The sequence below is a fragment of the Streptomyces sp. UC4497 genome (genome assembly GCF_054871485.1).
The window spans coordinates 38,790-59,238 of the sequence record NZ_JBTYHB010000046.1 but is presented as its reverse complement, the minus strand read 5'-3'; the positions used below and the strand labels follow the sequence as shown (position 1 = coordinate 59,238).

Sequence of the window (20,449 nt, the reverse complement as noted above, 5' to 3'; positions counted from 1 at the left end):
GTGCCCCGCTGTCAGACCCGTGTGCGATCCTCAGCGATGTGGAGACCAGGTCCGTCAGCCCGGTTTTCGTCGGCCGGGCCGACGAACTGGGCGTACTGAACAAGGCCCTTGAGCGGGCCGGTGCCGCCGAGCCGCAGGCGCTGCTGCTCGGCGGCGAGGCCGGCGTGGGCAAGACCCGCCTCATCGAGGAGTTCGCCGCGGGGGCCCGGGAGCGGGGCGCCGTCGTCGTCACCGGAGGCTGCGTCGAGATCGGGGCGGACGGGCTGCCGTTCGCCCCCTTCTCCACCGCCCTGCGCGCCCTGCGCCGCACCCTGCCCGCCGAGGTGGACGCGGCGGCCGCGGACCGCGAGGACGAACTGGCGAGGCTGCTCCCCGAGTTGGGCGAGCACGCGGGCCGGGGCCTCGGCGGGCGCGGCGACGAGAGCGCGACGGCCCGCCTCTTCGAACTCACCGGGCGGCTCCTGGAGCACGTCGCCGCCGAGCACACCGTCGTCGTCATCCTCGAAGACCTGCACTGGGCGGACGCCTCCACCCGCCACCTGCTCACCTACCTGTTCCGTACGCTGCGCAGCGGCCGCCTCGCCGTCATCGCCAGCTACCGCGCGGACGACGTGCACCGCCGCCATCCGCTGCGCCCCCTGCTCGCCGAGCTCGACCGGCTGCGCACCGTCACCCGCATCGAACTCGGCCGCCTCAGCCGGGACGAGGTGGCCCGGCAGATCGCTGGGATCCTGGCATCGGACCCCGACCCCACCGTCGTGGACGACATCTTCCGCCGCTCGGACGGCAACGCGTTCTTCGTGGAGGAACTCGCCGTGTCCGGCGCCGAGGGCTGCGCCACGGGCCTGACCGACTCGCTGCGCGACGTCCTCCTCGTCCGTGTCGAATCGCTGCCCGAGTCCGCCCAGCGCGTCGCCCGGATCTGCGCGGAGGGCGGCTCCACGGTCGAGTACCCGCTGCTCGCGGCCGTCGCAGGGCTCGGCGAGGACGAGCTCATCGAGGCGCTGCGCGCGGCCGTCGGCGCGAACATCCTGCTCGCCTCGCCGGACGGCGACGGCTACCGGTTCCGCCACTCCCTGGTCCGCGAGGCCGTCAGCGACGACCTGCTGCCCGGCGAGCGCTCCCGGCTCAACCGCCGCTACGCCGAGGCCCTGGAGGCCGAGCCGACGCTGGTGCCCGCCGACGCGCGCGTGACGCGCCTCGCCAGCTACTGGTACCACGCCCACGACGCGGCGAAGGCCCTGCCCGCCGTCCTCGACGCCTCCGTGGCGGCCCGCCGCCGGCACGCGTACTCGGAGCAACTGCGGCTCCTGGAGCGGGGGATGGAGCTGTGGGACGGGGCGCCCCAGGAGATCCGCGCCGCGCTGCGCATGGGCGACTACGCCATCGCCTTCAACTCCTGCGGCTGCGACCCCGCCGAGACCCCGCTCGACTACCTCGACCTGCTGTCCGAGGCCGCGGTGGCGGGGCGCCTGTGCGGGGAGCGGGAGCGCGCGCTGAAGATCGGCAAGCGGGCGCTGCGCATCCTGGAGGAGGCCGAGGGGAGCGGGAAGGCGGACCCCTTGCGGGCCGCGTGGTTCCACATCCAGAACTCCAAGATCGCCTCCCATATCGGTCGCGGCGACGGGTGGAGCGAGATCGCCACGGCTCAGGAGCTCGTCCGGGGCCTCCCGCCGTCCGCCGTGCACGCCGAGGTCCTGGCGAACGTGGCCGCCTGGGGCATGCTGCACAGCCCCGGTGCCCAGACCCTGGCCGCCGCCGAGCGGGCCGTCGAGTACGCGCGCATGGTCGACGACGCCGAGGAGGTCGAACTTCATGCGCGTCTCGTCCGCGGCGGACTCCTCGTGGACGCGGGCGCCATCGAGGAGGGCTTCGCCGAGATGTACGCGGTCCGCGAGCGCTCCCTGGCACTGGGCATGACCGCCCGCCTCATCAACGTCAATGTCAATCTGCCCTCGCACCTGGAGGGGGTCGGGCGTTCCGCGGAAGCCGTGCGCATCTGCGAGGAGGCCGTCGTCCTGTGCCGCCGCCACGGCCTCACGGACAACAAGGGCTGGGTCCGCTCCAATCTGGCCGAGTCCCTCGTCTCCCTCGGCCGCTGGGACGAAGCGTTCGAGGTGGCCGACTGGGTGAGCCGGCGCTTCGGACTCAGCGACAAGCCTCGCGGCACCGCGTGCGCGCACCTCGCGGTGATCGCACTCGGCCGCGGCGACCTGCGGGCAGCAGCCGACCACCTGGCCGCTGCCAACGGGTACTACGGCGCGCACGACCCGCAGCCCCAGTACACGCTGCCCCGTGCGCATCTGACCCTCGCGCTCGCCGCCGCCGAGGGCCGCCTCGCGGACGCCCGCGCCGAGCTCGCCCGGCTGGTCGCCGCGGGGCTGCCGCCCTCCATGCACCGCTACCTGTGGCCCCTGCTGCGCACCGCCGCCGCGGCCGAGGCCGACGCCCGCGGGCTGCCCGCCGCCGACGCGGGGCGGGCCGAGGCGGTCGCCCGTATCCGGGACGCCGCCAAGCGGCAGGCCACCCTGGTCCCCGTCTGGGAGGCGCACGAGCAGTGGGTGCGCGCCGAACTCCTGCGCGCCGAGGGCCACGACACCCCGGACGACTGGTCCGCCACGGCCAGCGCGTTCGAACCCCTCGACCGCCCCTACGACCTGGCCCGTGTCCGGCTCCGCCTCGCGGAATCCCTGGTCGCGCGGGGCGCGGAGGACGACCGGGAGCACGCCACCGAGCTCCTCCGCCTCGTCGGCGCCGTCGCCGAGCACCTGGGCGTGCGCCCGCTCGCCGAATCCGTCGCCCTGCTCGGCCGGCGCGCCCGGCTGGCCCTGACCCGCGCCGCGCCGCGACAGAGCGCTCCGGCCGACCCCGCGCAGGAGTTCGGCCTCACGAGCCGCGAGCGGGACGTGCTGCGCCTGGTCGCGGCGGGGCGCAGCAACCGGCAGATCGCCGAGGAGCTGTTCATCTCACCGAAGACCGCCAGCGTCCACGTCTCCAACATCCTGGCGAAGCTGGGCGTCGCGGGCAGGGGCGAGGCGGCGGCCCTGGCCCACCGTCTGCACCTCTTCGCGGCGGGGAGAGCTCCCGTACGCTGAGGGGGAGGGCCCGGTCGGACCCGCCGCTGGGAGGCGCCGTGTTCAACATGTTCGAGGAGCTGTTCTCGCCGGGCCGCAAGCACACCAACGACGAGCGCAAGCGCCTGGAGCTGTCCCGCGTCGACCTGAACGACGGAGATCCGGGCCGCGGCCCGATAGACCTCACGTCGGGCAAGGTCGTCGTCCGCCCGCCGTCCCAGGAGGCCGCACCGGAGACCCCCGAGCCGGACGAGGCCGACGCTCAGGACGCCCCCGCCGCCGAGGGCAAGAGCGACGACGACGTCAGCTGACCTTCAGCTCCAGGATCCGGTCGTCCCCCTTCTCCGGCGTCCCCCGCGTGTCCGTCTCGCTCGTCACGAGCCACAGCTTGTCGCCGCCCGCCGCGACCACCGTGCGCAGCCGCCCGTACTTCCCCTCCAGGAACGCCTGCGGGTCGTGCGCCGCCTTCGAACCGTCGAGCGGGATCCGCCACAGCCGCTCGCCGCGCAGCCCGGCCATCCAGATCGACCCCTCGGCGTACGCGATACCGCTGGGCGAGGCGTCCGCGGTGCGCCACTGGGCGACCGGGTCGTGGTACTTCTTGTCGCCGCTTTTGCCCTCCGCGTCGGGCCACCCGTAGTTGTCACCCGCCACGATGTGGTTCAGCTCGTCCCAGGTGTCCTGCCCGAACTCCGAGGCCCAGAGCCGCTTGTCCTCGTCCCAGGCCAGACCCTGCACATTGCGGTGCCCGTACGAGTACACGGGAGAGTCGCCGCCGAAGGGGTTGCCCGGCGCCGGCTCGCCCTCCGCGGTCAGCCGGAGGATCTTGCCGCCCGTCGACTTCTTGTCCTGCGACAGCGGCTTGTCGTACGTCTCGCCGGTCCCCACGTACAGCAGTTTGTCCGGTCCGAACGCGATCCGCCCGCCATTGTGGTTCGTGCCCTTCGGGATGCCACGGAACACGGTGTCGGGGGCGCCCAGCTGCTCGCCGGAGGGCTTCTTCTCGTCGTAGATCATCCGCACGATGCGGTTGTCCGACTCCGTCGTGAAGTACGCGTAGACCATGTGGTCGGAGGCGTACGAGGGGGAGACCGCGAGGCCGAGGAGTCCGCCCTCGCCTTCGGGCGCGACGCCCGGCACCTCGCCGAGCACGGTCTTCTTCCCGGTCTTCGTGTCGACCCGCGTGATCGTCCCCTCGTCGCGGGACGAGACGAGCAGGTCGCCACCGGGCAGCTCGGCGAGCCCCCACGGCGACTTGAGGCCGTCCGTGACGGTCCGCTCGACGCTCACCGAGCCCTTCGCCGGAGGCACGTCCCCCTTGGGGGACGAGGAGCCCTTGGACCCGCTCGCGTTCGGCGCCGACGTCGCGTCCTTGCTCGGCGCGGGGGAGCCGTCACCGGAGGAGCACCCGGCCGTGAGCAGGAGCGCGGCACAGGCGGTGAGGGCCAACGCGGGCCGCACAGCTGGACTTTGCACGATCAGGGTCCCTTCGACGCGAAGCTCTGTCGTTCACACCGCTCTACCGTTCAAACACCTCGGGCGCCGCTCAGGTTCCCGAAGCCCGCGCCCCGAACCCGGCGCCCCGAACCCGGCCGCTCAGTCCCAGGAGCCCTGCGCCGCCGGAAGTCCCGCGATCTCCGCGAAGTCCTCGGCGGTGAGCCGCAGTTCCGCGGACGCCGCGTTCTCCAGCGCCCAGCGCTCCTGCTTGGTGCCCGGCACCGGCACCACGCCCTCACCTTGCGCCGCCACCCAGGCGAGCGCCACCTGGGCCGGTGTCACGTGCTCGCCGTGGCGCGCGGCGACGCGGCGCAGGCCCGCCACGATCGGCTGGTTCGCCGCCATCATCTCGGCGGTGAAGCGGGGGTGGCGGGCGCGCGGATCGTCCGGCTCGAAGCCCCCTCCGGGAGTGAGCGTGCCGGTCAGGAAACCGCTGCCCAGCGGCATCGCGGCGAGGAATCCGACGCCGCGCGCCTTGCACCACGGCAGCAGCGCCCCGAGCGCCTCCGGCGACCACACCGACAGCTCGGCCATGACCGCGCTCACCGGGAACACCTGCTGCACCCGCTCCAACTGGCGGATCGTTCCGGCATGCCGCGCGGCCCGGCCACCGCGCCGCGAGCCGCGCGCGCCCACGGCGCAGAACCCAAGCGAGCGCACCTTGCCCGCGCTCACGAGCTCCGCCATCGCGCCCCACGTCTCCTCGACGGGCACCTCGGGGTCCTCGCGGTGCAGCTGGTACAGGTCGATGACATCGGTCTGCAGGCGCCGCAGCGACGCGTCACAGGCCCGCTTCACATAGCCGGGCCTGCCGTTGGCGACGATGTGCTGCTCGCCGACGAGCAGCCCCACCTTCGTCGACACGAAGGCGTCGGCCCGCCGCTCCTTGAGCACGCGGCCGAGCAACAGCTCATTGGTGAAGGGCCCGTACATGTCCGCGGTGTCGACCAGGCTGCACCCCCGGTCCAGGGCGGTGTGCAGGGTGCGCAGGGACTCCTCGCCGCGCTGCCGCGAGCAGGTGTACGCCCAGCTCATCGGCATACAGCCGATTCCGACGGCACCCACGTCGAGGCCCGCCGCACCGATCGCCTTGCGCTCCACCTGCCCGTGACCCTCCCTGGCCCCTCCTGCCGAGGTCCCCAACCTAACCTCTGTACCTTCACGGGGCTGACATAGCCTCCTGACCATGACTGGTGATGTGTGGCTGCCCTTCCGCGCCGATGAGATTCCGGGCCTCCCGCAGGGGCTCAACTACCGCTTCTGGAACGGTGAACCCGACTTCCCGGCGGACCCCGCCGACTGCGCGTACTACGTCGTCCCCTACATGAAGCCGCCGGGCCTCGGCATCCGCCCGCTGCCCGAGATGACGTCCCTGCGCGCCGTGCAGACGCTCTCCGCGGGCGTCGACCACGTACAGGACGGGCTGAAGTACCTGCGCCCCGGCGTCCAGTTGTGCAACGCGCGCGGCGTGCACGACGCCAGCACCGCCGAGCTCGCGCTCACCCTGATCCTCGCCTCCCTGCGGGGCATCCCCGACTTCGTCCGAGGGCAGGACCGGGGCGAGTGGCGCGGCGGATTTCGGCCTGCTCTCGCCGACAAGCACGTCCTCATCGTCGGGTACGGCGCCATCGGCGGCGCCATCGAGGACCGGCTCACGCCGTTCGAGGTCGCGCGGGTGACACGCGTCGCGCGCTCCGCCCGTACAACGGAGCGCGGGCCCGTGCGCCCGCTCACCGAACTGCCTGAGCTGCTGCCGGAGGCCGACGTCGTCATCATGGTGACCCCGCTCACCGAGGACACCCGCGGCCTCGTGAACGCCGAGTTCCTCGCGCGACTCAAGGACGGCGCGCTACTCGTGAACGTCGGCCGCGGCCCGGTCGTCGACACCAAGGCCCTCCTCGCGGAGCTGGAAACCGGCCGAATCACCGCGGCCCTCGACGTCACCGATCCCGAACCCCTGCCCCAGGAGCACCCGTTGTGGCAGGCTCCAGGGGTGCTCATCTCGCCGCACGTGGGTGGCCCCACATCCGCCTTCCTGCCGCGCGCCAAGCGTCTCCTCGCCGCTCAGCTCACGCGGTTCGCGGCGGGGGAGCCGCTCGAGAACGTCGTGCTCACCATCGACGGGCACAGCGACTGAACTCCGGTCGCACGCGACTCTGCACACCCCGCAGACCTCGCGGACCACACCGGCCCCACGGGTAACTCCCATGCGGCCGCATGCCGTTCGTCGGGCACGCTGTGCGCCCGCTTGAATGCACCCAGTGCCCACCCCGTGCCCGCATCATGCCTGGTCGTCACGGAGAGTAGAGGAACTATGTCCCTGAGTGACGAGACTGGTGTATCGTCCCGACTGGGGCAGCGCCGTGCCAGCACGCGGCGCCGGGGAAGAGTGACGGACTGCGAGGGGGGCGACGGGCGATGCACGGCCTATGGGCGAACGATCCGACGCGGCGGGGCCGACGGCGGTCCTGTGCGGTGACCCGCGCGGCGATGCGGGGCCGAAGTCCGGGCTGTCGCAGGGCACATGTGCATCGGACGGGCCCGCGCGGCAGTCGCAGAAAGCCTCCGCAGACGGGGCAGGGGAAGGCGGACACGGGAGCCGCCCGGCGGACCGGGGCGGCCCGGTGAGTACGCACCCCACGCCGACGACAGCACTGGGCGCCTCGATGTACTCCGGCGGCCAGGCCCCCGCCCGCGCGCCACAGCGGGGCGGTACGAGAGCCCAGTTGCTCCTCGCCCTCCTGTGCGCAGGCTTCGCGGTGGGGTCCGCGTTCGGCTGGGGTTCCGACCGACTCGCCCTGATCATGGGCGACTTCGGCCTGAGCCTCGCGGCAGCGATCGCCGCCGTATCGAATTTCGTGTACGCGCGCAGCAGCCGCAGCCGCTTTCGACCCGCCTGGCTCCTGTTCGCGTTCTCCTCACTCATGGCCAGCTTCGGCAACGGGGTGTGGGGCTGGTACGAGGTCGTCCTGCGCGAGCCGGTGCCGACGCCGAGCCTCGCCGACCTGTTCTTCCTCTGCTTCGCGCCACCCGCCATCATCGGTCTGCTCGTCCTCGCGCGGCGGCCCGTCACCAAGGCCGGCTGGATCTGCCTCGCGCTCGACGCCTGGCTCATCGCCGGCTCCCTGGTCACGCTCTCCTGGAGCCTCGCCCTCGCGCACACCGCCGAGTTCGAGGGCCAGAGCGTCACCCGCACCGCGCTCTCCCTCGCGTACCCGCTGCTCGACATCGCCCTGGTCAGCATGGTGCTCGCGCTGCACTTCCGGCGCTCTCCCGGGAGTCGTACGGCGGTGAACACCGCGATCGGCGCGCTCGCCCTCACGGTGATGTGCGACGCCCTGTTCACCTCGCCGCTGCTGCACGCCAGCTACCGCTCGGGCGAGATCCTGGACGCCGGCTGGTTCGCCGGCTCGCTGCTGCTCGCGTACGCGCCGTGGGTGGGGACGCGGCGCGGGGTGCGCGAGGAGGAGCACTCGCTCGGGTCCGGCGGCCGCTACCAGGTCAGCTACACGCGGCCGATCTCCGGCTCGCTCGCCGCGCTCACCCCGTATCTGGCCGCCGCCGTCTGCACGTTGGGCATCCTCTACAACCTGCTGGACGGGCACCGGGTGGACCGCGTCGTGCTCTTCACGGCGTGCACGGTCGTCCTGGCGCTGGTCATGCGCCAGGGCATCATGCTGCTCGACAACATCACGCTCACCCAGGAGTTGGCGCAGAAGGAGAACCACTTCCGCTCCCTGGTCCAGGGCTCCAGCGACGTCATCATGATCGCCGCGCCGAACGGGACGCTGAGATACGTCAGCCCGGCCGCCGCGGGCGTCTACGGGCGGGACGCCGAGGATCTCGTCGGCTCCGAGCTCGCGTCGATCATCCACCCCGAGGACCTCGGGCGTGTGATGCACGAGGTGCGCAGATTCCTCGCCGCGAGCCAGATCGAGGAGCCCACTACGCGCATCGAATGCCGCTTCCGGTCCGGCACGGGCACCTGGCTGAACGTGGAGTCGACGGTCAACCGCCACCACGGCGGCCTGATCCTCAACAGCAGAGACGTGACCGAACGGGTGCGCCTACAGGCCCAGTTGCAGCACAACGCCGAGCACGACCCGCTGACCGACCTGCCCAACAGGTCGCTGTTCACCAAGCGGGTCGGACAGGCCCTGGCCGGGCGGCGGGCCGGCGACCTGGGCACCGCCGTGCTCTTCATCGACCTCGACGGCTTCAAGCAGGTCAACGACACGATCGGCCACCAGGCGGGCGACGAGCTGCTCGTCCAGGCGGCGAGAAGGCTGGCCGAATCCGTACGCGCCTCGGACACAGCGGCCCGGCTCGGCGGTGACGAGTTCGCGGCGCTGATCGTCGGCGACGGCGGTCGCGACCACACCGCGAGAGAGCAGCAGATCTACGAGCTGGCCGACCGGCTCAGAATCACCCTGTCCCAGCCGTACTCGATCGACGGGCACGACAATGTGCGGGTCGCCGCCTCCATCGGCGTCGCCTTCGCCGAGCCGGACATCGGGGCCGGTGAGCTGCTGCGCAATGCCGACCTGGCGATGTACCGGGCGAAGGCGGCGGGCAAGGGCCGCGTCGAGCTGTACGCGCCGCAGATGCAGGCCGATGTCGTACGCAAGGCGGAGCTGGCCACGCGGCTGCGATCGGCGCTGCACGAGGGCGAGTTCGCGTTGCTCCACCAGCCGATCGTCTCGCTCGACGACGGCCGGATCACGGCGGTCGCCGCGCAGGCCAGATGGCGCAGCGCGCAGGGCATCCTGTTCACCCCCGCCGAGTTCCTGCGGGTGGCCGACGACAGCGAGCGCACCGCCGAGCTGGGCCGCTGGATGCTGGAGGAGGCCGTCGAGCAGGCCGCCGAGCGCGGGCACAGCGGGCATGCGACGCCGGTCGCCGTACGGATCAGCGCCCGCAGGCTCCTCGACCGGGCCATGCCGCTCGGCTCGATAGAAGCGCTCCTCACCCGGCACGGGCTGCCCTCGGGCGCGCTCGTGATCGAGCTGGCGGACAGCGACCCCAGAGTCCCGCTGGACGAGCTGGAGCGCCGTCTGACGGCCCTGCGCCGCCTCGGCGTCCGGATCGCGCTGGACGGCTTCGGCAGCGGCTATGCGGCCATCACGGCGCTGCGCCGTCTCCCCGTCGACGTACTGAAGCTGGACCGCTCGCTGATCGAGGGCGTCGTCGAGTCCGCGCGGCTGCACAAGATCACCAGTGGGCTGCTGCGGATCGCGGGCGACCTCGGGCTCAACTCCGTGGCGGACGGCGTGGACCTGCCCGAGCAGGTCGCGGCGCTGCGGGCGATGGGGTGCACGCACGGGCAGGGCATGGCGTTCTCCGGGCCGCTCGACGAGTACCGGCTGCGCCGCGCGCTCACCTCGGGGGAGTACCCGATGCCCACGGGCCCCGCCGAGCCGGTGTTCGCGGGCTTCACCACGCTGCGCTCACATAATGAGACGCCCGTCCCACCCACTTGACACGCCCTACGCGCCGGGGGGAGGGTCAGTGCCATGCGCACCCGAATTCTCGTACTTGGAAAGCGCGTCGGCTGAAGCTGGGACCACCGGTCAGGACTCCGGAAACCCAGCGACCGCACCCGGCGCGCTCCCCTCGCTTGCCTCACGGCACGAGGGGTTTTTTGTTGCACGGGTGCCGGTTCAGAACCGCCGCCAACCGCCCGACACACACGTAAGACCCTGCAGAACCCTCGCAAAAACCCTCAGCATCGAGAAGAGAATGCCGATGACCGAGCAGGCCACCGGGGCCAGCCAGCCGCAGCCGCGGCCCCGTTCCGGAGGACAGCAGTCCGCCCCCGTCGAGCACGTCACGGGTGCGAAGTCCCTCATTCGCTCGCTTGAGGAGGTCGGGGTCGACACCGTATTCGGTATCCCCGGCGGCACGATTCTTCCGGCGTACGACCCGATGATGGACTCGAGCCGGGTGCGCCACGTGCTCGTCCGTCACGAGCAGGGTGCGGGCCACGCGGCCACGGGTTACGCGCAGGCCACCGGCAAGGTCGGTGTCTGCATGGCCACTTCGGGCCCGGGTGCGACCAACCTGGTGACGCCGATCGCCGACGCGATGATGGACTCGGTGCCGCTCGTCGCGATCACCGGCCAGGTCGTCTCCAAGGCCATCGGCACGGACGCCTTCCAGGAAGCGGACATCGTCGGCATCACCATGCCGATCACCAAGCACAGCTTCCTGGTCACCAAGGCCGAGGACATCCCGAAGGCGATCGCCGAGGCGTTCCACATCGCGGCCACCGGTCGTCCGGGCCCGGTCCTCGTGGACATCCCGAAGGACATCCTGCAGGCGCAGACGACGTTCGCCTGGCCGCCGCAGCAGGACCTGCCCGGCTACCGCCCGGTGACCAAGCCGCACGCCAAGCAGATCCGCGAGGCCGCGAAGCTGATCACGAATGCGAAGCGGCCCGTCCTCTACGTCGGTGGCGGCGTCCTCAAGGCGGGTGCCACCGCCGAACTCAAGATGCTCGCCGAGCTCACCGGAGCGCCCGTCACCACCACCCTGATGGCGCTCGGCGCATTCCCCGACAGCCACCCGCTGCACGTGGGAATGCCGGGCATGCACGGTGCGGTCACCGCCGTCACCGCGCTGCAGAAGGCCGACCTGATCGTCGCCCTCGGAGCCCGCTTCGACGACCGCGTCACCGGCAATCTGGACAGCTTCGCCCCGTTCGCGAAGATTGTCCACGCCGACATCGACCCCGCGGAGATCGGCAAGAACCGCGCCGCGGACGTGCCGATCGTCGGTGACGCCCGCGAGGTCATCGCCGACCTGATCCAGGCAGTCCAGAAGGAGCACAGCGACGGCCACACCGGCGACTACAGCGCCTGGTGGAAGGACCTCAACCGCTGGCGCGAGACGTACCCGCTGGGCTACGACCAGCCCGCGGACGGCTCGCTCTCCCCGCAGCAGGTCATCGAGCGCATCGGCCAACTCGCCCCCGCGGACACGATCTTCGCGGCCGGCGTCGGCCAGCACCAGATGTGGGCCGCGCACTACATCCAGTACGAGAAGCCGGCGACCTGGCTGAACTCGGGCGGCGCGGGGACCATGGGCTACTCGGTGCCCGCCGCGATGGGCGCCAAGGCCGGCGCGCCGGGCCAGACGGTCTGGGCGATCGACGGCGACGGCTGCTTCCAGATGACCAATCAGGAGCTGACCACCTGCGCCCTGAACAACATCCCGATCAAGGTCGCCATCATCAACAACGGCGCCCTCGGGATGGTCCGCCAGTGGCAGACGCTGTTCTACAACCAGCGCTACTCGAACACCGTGCTGCACGCGGGCCCGGACGGCGAGACCCCGCCCAACAAGGGCACCCGCATCCCGGACTTCGTGAAGCTGAGCGAGGCCATGGGCTGCTACGCCATCCGCTGTGAGCGCCCCGAGGACCTCGACAAGTGCATCGAGGAGGCGAACTCGATCAACGACCGCCCGGTCGTGGTCGACTTCATCGTCCACGAGGACGCCATGGTGTGGCCGATGGTCGCCGCCGGCACCTCCAACGACGAGATCATGGCCGCCCGGGACGTCCGCCCCGACTTCGGCGACAGCGAAGACGACTGAGCGAGAGAGATCAGAGAATCATGTCCAAGCACACGCTCTCCGTCCTGGTCGAGAACAAGCCCGGTGTCCTCGCCCGGATCACCGCCCTCTTCTCGCGCCGCGGCTTCAACATCGACTCGCTCGCCGTCGGCGTCACCGAGCACCCCGACATCTCGCGCATCACCATCGTCGTGAATGTCGAATCGCTCCCGCTCGAACAGGTCACGAAGCAGCTCAACAAGCTGGTCAACGTCCTGAAGATCGTCGAGCTGGAGCCCGACGCGGCCGTGGCCCGCGAGCTGGTGCTCGCCAAGGTCCGCGCCGACAACGAGACGCGCTCGCAGATCGTCGAGATCGTCCAGCTCTTCCGCGCCAAGACCGTGGACGTCTCCCCGGAGGCCGTCACCATCGAGGCCACCGGATCCAGCGACAAGCTCGAGGCGATGCTCAAGATGCTGGAACCCTTCGGCATCAAGGAGCTCGTCCAGTCCGGCACCATCGCGGTCGGCCGCGGCTCGCGCTCCATCACCGACCGGAGCCTGCGGGCGCTCGACCGCACCGCGTGAGCGCGCGGCACCTCCGCGCGCCCCTCTCGCATAGCGAGACCTGAAATCTTTCCTTCCGCACCCCGCCGTACGGTGGGACGCAGAACCAGCAATACCGCAAACGAGGAGAACCCCAGTGGCCGAGCTGTTCTACGACGACGATGCCGACCTGTCCATCATCCAGAACCGCAAGGTCGCGGTGATCGGCTACGGCTCCCAGGGCCACGCCCACGCGCTCTCCCTGCGCGACTCGGGTGTCGACGTCCGTGTCGGTCTGCACGAGGGCTCCAAGTCCAAGGCGAAGGCCGAGGAGCAGGGCCTGCGCGTGGTCACCCCGTCCGAGGCCGCGGCCGAGGCCGACGTCATCATGATCCTGGTCCCGGACCCGATCCAGGGCAAGGTCTACGAGGAGACCATCGCGCCGAACCTGAAGGACGGCGACGCGCTGTTCTTCGGCCACGGCCTGAACATCCGCTACGGCTTCATCAAGCCCCCGGCCGGCGTGGACGTCTGCATGGTCGCCCCGAAGGGCCCGGGTCACCTCGTGCGCCGCCAGTACGAGGAGGGTCGCGGCGTTCCGTGCATCGCGGCCGTCGAGCAGGACGCCACCGGCAAGGGCTTCGAGCTGGCCCTCTCCTACGCGAAGGGCATCGGCGGCACCCGCGCCGGCGTCATCAAGACGACCTTCACCGAGGAGACCGAGACCGACCTGTTCGGTGAGCAGGCCGTCCTCTGTGGTGGCACCGCCGCCCTGGTCAAGGCCGGTTTCGAGACGCTGACCGAGGCCGGCTACCAGCCGGAGATCGCGTACTTCGAGTGCCTGCACGAGCTGAAGCTCATCGTCGACCTCATGTACGAGGGCGGCCTCGAGAAGATGCGCTGGTCGGTCTCCGAGACCGCCGAGTGGGGCGACTACGTCACCGGCCCGCGGATCATCACGGACGCCACCAAGGCCGAGATGAAGAAGGTCCTCGCCGAGATCCAGGACGGCACGTTCGCCAACAACTGGATGGACGAGTACCACGGCGGTCTGAAGAAGTACAACGAGTACAAGAAGCAGGACGAGGACAGCCTCCTCGCCACCACCGGCAAGGAGCTGCGCAAGCTCATGAGCTGGGTGAACGACGACGAGGCGTAAGCCTTCACGGGACGGGGTCGCGGCACACGCCGCGACCCCGTTCTCCATGGCTCGTCCACACGGTTGTCCACGGTGTCCAGCCTCGGACGAGTGATCCTTCCAGGGAGGCGTAAGCACGCCTCCCCAGCGCCACTACACTGCTGAATACATTCGCGTTGGGCCCACAGCGTCGTGCGTCTTCCACGCGGCAAGCACCCTCCACCGCCTGCGGCCGTCGGGACGGCCGTCCGCATTGGACCTGTGAGGACTCACGTGAGCACTGCTGCCAACGGCAAACCCGTCGTACTCATCGCCGAAGAGCTGTCGCCGGCGACGGTCGACGCCCTGGGCCCGGACTTCGAGATCCGCCAGTGCAACGGCGCGGACCGGGCGGCCCTGCTGCCCGCCATCGCCGACGTCGACGCGATCCTGATCCGCTCGGCCACCAAGGTCGACGCCGAGGCGATCGCCGCCGCGAAGAAGCTGAAGGTCGTCGCACGAGCCGGCGTCGGCCTCGACAACGTCGACGTGTCCGCCGCCACCAAGGCCGGCGTGATGGTCGTCAACGCGCCGACCTCGAACATCGTGACCGCCGCCGAGCTCGCCTGCGGTCTGCTCATCGCCACCGCGCGCAACATCCCGCAGGGCTCGCAGGCCCTCAAGGGCGGCGAGTGGAAGCGCAGCAAGTACACGGGTGTCGAGCTCGCGGAGAAGACCCTCGGTGTCGTCGGCCTCGGCCGCATCGGCGCGCTCGTCGCGCAGCGCATGTCCGCCTTCGGCATGAAGGTCGTCGCGTACGACCCGTACGTGCAGCCCGCGCGCGCCGCGCAGATGGGCGTGAAGGTCCTCTCCCTCGACGAGCTGCTCGAGGTCTCGGACTTCATCACCGTGCACCTCCCGAAGACCCCGGAGACCCTCGGTCTCATCGGTGACGAGGCGCTGCACAAGGTCAAGCCGAACGTGCGCATCGTCAACGCCGCGCGCGGCGGGATCGTCGACGAAGAGGCGCTGTACTCGGCGATCAAGGAAGGCCGCGTCGCCGGCGCCGGTCTCGACGTGTACGCGAAGGAGCCCTGCACGGACTCCCCGCTGTTCCAGTTCGACCAGGTCGTCTGCACCCCGCACCTCGGCGCCTCCACGGACGAGGCGCAGGAGAAGGCGGGCGTCGCCGTCGCCAAGTCGGTGCGCCTCGCGCTCTCCGGCGAGCTCGTGCCGGACGCGGTGAACGTCCAGGGCGGCGTCATCGCCGAGGACGTCAAGCCGGGCCTGCCCCTCGCGGAGCGCCTCGGCCGGATCTTCACCGCCCTCGCGGGCGAGGTCGCGGCCCGCCTCGACGTCGAGGTGTACGGCGAGATCACCCAGCACGACGTGAAGGTGCTCGAACTCTCCGCGCTCAAGGGCGTGTTCGAGGACGTCGTCGACGAGACGGTGTCGTACGTCAACGCCCCGCTGTTCGCGCAGGAGCGCGGCGTCGAGGTCCGCCTCACCACGTCCTCCGAGTCGCCCGACCACCGCAACGTCGTCACCGTGCGCGGCACCCTCGGCAACGGCCAGGAGGTCTCGGTCTCCGGCACGCTCGCGGGCCCGAAGCACCTGCAGAAGATCGTCGCGGTCAACGAGTACGACGTGGACCTGGCGCTCGCCGACCACATGGTCGTCCTGCGCTACGAGGACCGTCCGGGCGTCGTCGGCACGGTGGGCCGCGTCCTCGGCGAGGCGGGCATCAACATCGGCGGCATGCAGGTCTCGCGCGCCGATGTCGGCGGCGAGGCCCTCGCGGTCCTGACCGTGGACGACACGGTGCCGCAGTCGGTCCTGAACGAGCTGGCGGCGGAGATCGGCGCGACCTCGGCGCGGTCGGTCAACCTCGTCTGAGGTTTTCGCTCCTGAACGCGCGAGGGCCGGGTCACCCCCGGGGGACCCGGCCCTCGCGCGTTCAGGACGCCTCGGGCTCGATCAGTCCCTCGCGGTAGGCGATGCCCACGGCCTCGGTGCGGCTCGCGGCGCCCAGCTTGGCGAGGATGTTCGAGACGTGGACGCTCGCGGTCTTGCCGCTGATGAACAGCTCCTCGCCGATCTGCCGGTTGGTGCGCCCCCGGCCGAGCAGCCGCAGCACGTCGCTCTCCCGGGCGGTCAGCGCGGCGATGCGGTCCCCGGCGGCCGGGGCGTCGGCGAGGCGGCCCCGCCGGATCAGGGTGTCCAGGGCCTCGCGCAGCGGCTCGGCGCCGAGCCGTACGGCCACGTCCCGGGCCGCGTACGCCTGCTCGGCGGCCTCCTCGCGGCGGTCCGCGGTGAGCAGGGCCTCGGCCAACCGCCTTTGGCAGCGGGCCAGTTCGTACGGCTCCCCGTAGTCGAACGCCGTCACGGCCCGCTCCCACGCCGCGACGTCGGGACCGGTCGCGGCGCGCACCCGCTCGGCCTCGGCGCGCGCCAGCCAGGCGAGGCCCTCGGGGCCCTGCTCCGTGCCGTCCTGACCGTGGGCCGCGGTGTCACGGGCCAACTTCACCAGCTCGGTGGCCGTAGCCGCCCAGCGCTCCGCGCCCGCCGTGTCGCCGGAGAGCCGGGCCTCCTCCGCCGCGTCCGCGACCGCCGCCAGGGCGAGCGCGGCGAGCCGGACCACGGCGTCGGGCCGCGTGCCGCCCGAGACGTCGGTGAGCGACTCGACCGACGCGTGCATCTGTCGTACGCATTCCTCGACGTCGCCGCGGAGCGCCGCCGCGTCGGTCAGCACGATCGCGGCGACGAGCGCCGCCATCCAGTCGAAGTGATGGTCGAGCAGCCCCCGGGCCCCGGTGGCGGCCGCGTCGTACTCGCCGCGGGCCAGGGCCACGTACAGCGCGGGCGCGATCGCGAACCCGCCTGCGGGCGGCAGCAGTTCGGTGTCGGCGGCGGCCGCTCGCGCGCACTCGTCCCAGCGGCCCAGCGTGTAGAGCAGCAGGGACTGCAGGTAGCGCAGTTCCAGGGCGTACGGAGAGGTGAGCAGTCCCGCGCGGCGGGCGCGGTCGAGGCCCTCGGCGAGCCAGGGCAGGCACGCGTCCAGGTCGCCGGACTCGTAGCAGCCGATGGCGAGGTTGTAGAGCGCCCGCATCTCCACCGCGAGGTTCCCGGCGGCGCCGGCCAGCTCACGGGCCCTGACGAGGCGGTCCCGGCCCTGCGGTGTGCGCCGGTTGGGCCCTTCCAGGTTGACCAGCGAGATCGTCAAGTCGGCCTGGGCGTCGGTCAGTTCGAGCCGCTCGGCGACGCCCAGTGCCTGTCGGGCGACGCGCTCGGCATCCTCGTTCCTGCCCACGTGCCGCGCGGCCAGGACATGGGTGGCGGCGGCCCACACCCAGGTGCCCGAGGGCGGTTCGGCCGGGATCAGGGCCAGCGCCTCGCTGCTGTACGTGAACGCGGCTTCCAGGTGGTCGATCCGGATCAGGTTGTCCGCGAGGGTGTAGCGCACGCGCGCCGCGAGTTCGGTGTCGGCGTCGGAGCCGGCCCGGGCGAGCGCGGAGCGGGTGAGCTGGACCGCGCGATGGGGGTCGCCCGCGCGGGCGGCGGCGGCCGAGGCGCGCAGGGTGAGGGTGGCCGTGTCGCCGGCCTCGGGGCGTGCGGACGTGTCCACCACGGCCCACAGTTCGAGCGCGGTCTCCAGGTGCCGCAGCTCCTCGGCGGGGGCGCCGACGCGCTGGGCGTGGTCGGCGGCCTCCAGGGAGGCGGCGAGCGCGTCGGGCAGGTCGTGGCTCTCGCGCGAGTGGTGGGCGCGCTCCGCCGCGCTCTGTGGTGATCGGCCCTCGCCCGCGAGGAGCGCGGCGAACCGCCCGTGCAGCCTGACCCGTTCACCGGGCAGCAGATCCGCGTACACGGCCTCGCGGGTGAGGGCGTGCCGGAACGAGTACGTGCCGTCGTCGCCCGGCACGAGGAGCTGGCGTCCGACGGCCTCGCGCAGCGCCGACTCCAGCTCCTCCTCGGGCAGTTGGACGGCGGACCGCAGCAGCTCGTGCCCGACACGGCGGCCCGCGACGGCCGCCGTGCGCAGCACCTGCTGGGCGGTCTCGGTGAGTTGCTCGATCCGGATGAGCAGCACGTCGGCGAGGCCGCTGGGCATGGCGGGTGAGTGGGCGCCCTCGCCGTCGCCGGGCAGCGCGGCGAGCAACTCCTCTGCGTAGAAGGCGTTTCCCTCGGCGCTCTCGACGATGCGGCGGACCGTGCTGTCGGCCACGGGTCCGGTGCGGCGCGCGCGCACGAGCCGGGCCACGTCGGCGTCGGCCATCGGGCGCAGGTCGAGACGGTCGACGGCGGGCAGCCTGATCAGCTCGGCGAGCAGCGGCCGCAGGGGGTGGCGGCGGTGCAGGTCGTCCGCGCGGTACGAGGCGAAGACGGCGAGGCGGCGGGGCGGGCCGCCGGGCGCGGGCCGTTGCAGGACGCCCCGGCTGAGCAGGAAGCGGAGCAGGTCGCGGGAGGACTGGTCGGCCCAGTGGAGGTCCTCGACGACCAGGAGCAGCGGGGTCAGGTCGGCCAGGTCGGCGAGCAGTCCCGCGACGCCCTCGAAGAGCTGGAGGCGGCTGCCGGGGTCGGGCGCGGGGCCCGCCCCCGAGGCCGCGCCGATGAGCCGGTCCACCGCGGGGTACGCGGCGAAGGCCGGGGCGAGCCGGTCGTCGGCGGCCGCCGCGCCGAGGATCTCCGTGAACGGGAGGTACGGCAGACCTACGTCGCCGAGGTCCACGCAGTGGCCGGTGAGAACGGTCAGGCCGGTGGCGGCGGCGTGCGCGGCGGCCTCCGTCAGTGCCCGGGTCTTGCCGACGCCGGCGTCCCCGGCGACCAGGACGGCGCGCGGATCGCCGGCCGCGGCCCGCTCCAGGACGCCGGTGAGCCGGGCGAGTTCGTCCGCCCGGCCGATGAACGGCGTATCGAATGTCTGAGCCACGGGGCCATCCTGGCACGGTACGGCGGCGTCATCGCTGGGTGCAGGCTTCGGGCTTCCCTACGTGGTGATGCCGGGCGGGCCGGAGTGGTCCGGCCCGCCCGGCATCGTGGCCGACGGATGGCTGTCGGCGCTGTCAGACCGTCGCCTTCTCCTCCGGCGCCGCGTCGGGGACCCCGGCCTCGTCCGCCACCGCGGACTCGCGCACCGCCACCTTGCGCAGGGTCGCCACGGAGAGGACCGCGGCGGCCAGGAGCACGACCGCCCCCGCGATCGCCGCCGCCTGCATGCCGTCGGTGAAGGCCTCCCGTGCGGCGGTCGTCAGGGCCCGGCCCGCCTCGCCCGGCAGCTGCCCGGCCACCGCGAGGGCGCCGCCCAGCGTCTCGTGGGCCGCGGCCGGGGCGTCGGCGGGGACGCCGTGGCGGTAGACGGCCGTGCCGATGGAGCCCAGGACGGCCATGCCGAGGGCGCCGCCGAACTCAGCGCCCGTCTCCAACAGGGACGCCGCGGAGCCGGAGTTGGCGACCGGGACGGTGCTGAGCGCCAGGTCCATCATCTGGGACATCACGGTGACGATGCCGGAGGCGAGGACACCGGCGCCGGCCAGGACCAGCCAGAGCGAGTCGGTGCCGGAGAAGGCAAGAAGCGTGTATCCGCAGGCGGCGACGGTGAAGCCGCCGGCGACGACGTGAGCGCGGTGCACACCCTTCGCGACGAGCTGCGCGGCGACGGGGGCCGCCACCCCGACCAGGACCGTGGGGAGCAGCGACCAGAGCGCGGCCGCCATGGAGCTCTTGCCGAGCACGGACTGCAGGTACTGGGTGGTGAAGTACGCCGAGCCCATCATGCCGAAGGACGAGACGAGGTTCAGGACGACGCCGGGGGCGAAGCCGCGGCCACGGAACAGGGCCGGAGAGATCAGCGGGGACTTGATGGTGCGCTGGCGGTGCACGAACAGGGTGGCGAACAGCAGCCCCACGGTGATCGAGACGACGTACCGCACGTTCCAGCCCTCGGACGGGATCTCCTTGATGCCGTAGATGACGGGCAGCACGGCGGCCATCGACAGCGGCACGCTCAGCAGGTCGAAGCGGCCGGGCTCCGGGTTCTTGGACTCCGGCAGCAGGATCGGGCCGAGGACCAGGAGCAGCACCATCGCGGGCAGGTTGACCAGGAAGACCGAGCCCCACCAGAAGTGCTCGACGAGGACGCCGCTCATCACCGAGCCGAGCGCGATGCCGCCGGTCATGACGCCGGACCACATGCCGATCGCCTTCGCGCGCTGGCCGGGGTCGGTGAACATCGTGCGGACGATCGCCATGGTGGACGGCATGAGGGTCGCGCCGCCGACGCCGAGGAGCGCGCGGGCGGCGATGAGCGTCTCGGCGCTGTTCGCGTACGCGGCCAGGAGCGAGGCGGTGCCGAAGGCGGCGGCGCCGAACAGGAGCAGCTTGCGGCGGCCGATGCGGTCGCCGAGCGAGCCCATCGTCATCAGCAGGCCGGCGAGCACGAACGCGTAGATGTCGAAGATCCACAGCTGCTGGGTGCCGCTCGGCTCCAGGTCGGCGCCGATCTGGGGGATCGCGAAGTAGAGGACGGAGACGTCCATCGAGACCAGGAGCAGCGGAAGCATCAGCACGCCGAGGGCGGTCCACTCGCGGCGCCCCGCAAGGGTTTCGGCGGGTGGGGTGGTGCTCGTCGGGTTCGTCATGGCAGGAACTGTACGAGCGTCTTAAAC

The 20,449-nt window shown here is 72.0% G+C and carries 12 protein-coding genes; 8 read left to right on the top strand and 4 right to left on the bottom strand.

The window, feature by feature from the left end:
• Positions 1–38: 38 nt before the first annotated feature.
• Complete coding sequence (locus ACYSUO_RS37750; protein WP_461780719.1) at positions 39–3,095, top strand: helix-turn-helix transcriptional regulator; 3,057 nt, start codon at positions 39–41, stop codon at positions 3,093–3,095.
• A gap of 47 nt (positions 3,096–3,142) precedes the next feature.
• Positions 3,143–3,385 (top strand): DUF6191 domain-containing protein, encoded by a 243-nt coding sequence (locus ACYSUO_RS37745; protein WP_461780731.1) that lies wholly within the window; start codon positions 3,143–3,145, stop codon positions 3,383–3,385.
• Here the strand turns inward: ACYSUO_RS37745 and ACYSUO_RS37740 are convergent.
• Both ACYSUO_RS37740 and ACYSUO_RS37735 read right to left on the bottom strand, forming a co-directional pair.
• Positions 3,378–4,556: a PQQ-dependent sugar dehydrogenase gene (locus ACYSUO_RS37740; protein ID WP_461780730.1), complete on the bottom strand. Its 1,179-nt coding sequence runs from the start codon at positions 4,554–4,556 to the stop codon at positions 3,378–3,380. The two genes, ACYSUO_RS37745 and ACYSUO_RS37740, sit on opposite strands and share 8 nt — an antisense overlap.
• A gap of 114 nt (positions 4,557–4,670) precedes the next feature.
• Entirely contained in the window at positions 4,671–5,672 is a 1,002-nt protein-coding gene (locus ACYSUO_RS37735; protein WP_461780718.1) for an aldo/keto reductase, read from the bottom strand.
• Positions 5,673–5,757: 85 nt separating this feature from the next.
• On the opposite strand from ACYSUO_RS37735, the gene ACYSUO_RS37730 reads away from it, so the two are divergent.
• From ACYSUO_RS37730 to serA, 6 genes are all read left to right on the top strand, one after another.
• Positions 5,758–6,708, top strand: coding sequence for a 2-hydroxyacid dehydrogenase (locus tag ACYSUO_RS37730; protein ID WP_461780717.1), 951 nt, complete (start codon positions 5,758–5,760; stop codon positions 6,706–6,708).
• Positions 6,709–7,237: 529 nt separating this feature from the next.
• Positions 7,238–10,051, top strand: a complete 2,814-nt coding sequence (locus ACYSUO_RS37725; protein WP_461780729.1) for a putative bifunctional diguanylate cyclase/phosphodiesterase — start codon at positions 7,238–7,240, stop codon at positions 10,049–10,051.
• 265 nt (positions 10,052–10,316) lie between these two features.
• Entirely contained in the window at positions 10,317–12,167 is a 1,851-nt protein-coding gene (locus ACYSUO_RS37720) for an acetolactate synthase large subunit (RefSeq protein ID WP_461780716.1), read from the top strand.
• A gap of 20 nt (positions 12,168–12,187) precedes the next feature.
• Positions 12,188–12,712 (top strand): acetolactate synthase small subunit, encoded by a 525-nt coding sequence (gene ilvN, locus ACYSUO_RS37715; RefSeq protein ID WP_266714397.1) that lies wholly within the window; start codon positions 12,188–12,190, stop codon positions 12,710–12,712.
• Between the two features lie 115 nt (positions 12,713–12,827).
• Positions 12,828–13,829: a ketol-acid reductoisomerase gene (gene ilvC, locus ACYSUO_RS37710; RefSeq protein WP_461780715.1), complete on the top strand. Its 1,002-nt coding sequence runs from the start codon at positions 12,828–12,830 to the stop codon at positions 13,827–13,829.
• A 252-nt stretch (positions 13,830–14,081) separates the two neighbouring features.
• On the top strand, positions 14,082–15,683 hold the full coding sequence (gene serA / locus ACYSUO_RS37705) for a phosphoglycerate dehydrogenase (RefSeq protein ID WP_461780714.1): 1,602 nt from the start codon (positions 14,082–14,084) through the stop codon (positions 15,681–15,683).
• A gap of 61 nt (positions 15,684–15,744) precedes the next feature.
• Here serA and ACYSUO_RS37700 read toward each other — a convergent pair whose 3' ends face one another.
• Positions 15,745–18,714 carry a helix-turn-helix transcriptional regulator gene (locus tag ACYSUO_RS37700; protein ID WP_461780713.1) on the bottom strand — a complete coding sequence of 990 codons (2,970 nt, stop codon included), beginning with the start codon at positions 18,712–18,714 and terminating at the stop codon, positions 15,745–15,747.
• 133 nt (positions 18,715–18,847) lie between these two features.
• The gene (locus tag ACYSUO_RS37695) at positions 18,848–20,422 is read right to left on the bottom strand and encodes an MFS transporter (RefSeq protein WP_461780712.1); all 1,575 of its coding nucleotides are present in this window, start codon (positions 20,420–20,422) and stop codon (positions 18,848–18,850) included.
• Positions 20,423–20,449: the final 27 nt, after the last annotated feature.

What these genes read in the sequence shown, in the direction of transcription:
- ilvN (WP_266714397.1), top strand. Translation starts at nt 12,188, where the DNA reads ATGTCCAAGCACACGCTCTCCGTCCTGGTCGAGAACAAGCCCGGTGTC.
- ACYSUO_RS37745 (WP_461780731.1), top strand. Translation starts at nt 3,143, where the DNA reads ATGTTCGAGGAGCTGTTCTCGCCGGGCCGCAAGCACACCAACGACGAG.
- ACYSUO_RS37720 (WP_461780716.1), top strand. Translation starts at nt 10,317, where the DNA reads ATGACCGAGCAGGCCACCGGGGCCAGCCAGCCGCAGCCGCGGCCCCGT.
- ACYSUO_RS37725 (WP_461780729.1), top strand. Translation starts at nt 7,238, where the DNA reads ATGTACTCCGGCGGCCAGGCCCCCGCCCGCGCGCCACAGCGGGGCGGT.
- ACYSUO_RS37730 (WP_461780717.1), top strand. Translation starts at nt 5,758, where the DNA reads ATGACTGGTGATGTGTGGCTGCCCTTCCGCGCCGATGAGATTCCGGGC.
- ACYSUO_RS37695 (WP_461780712.1), bottom strand. Translation starts at nt 20,422, where the DNA reads ATGACGAACCCGACGAGCACCACCCCACCCGCCGAAACCCTTGCGGGG.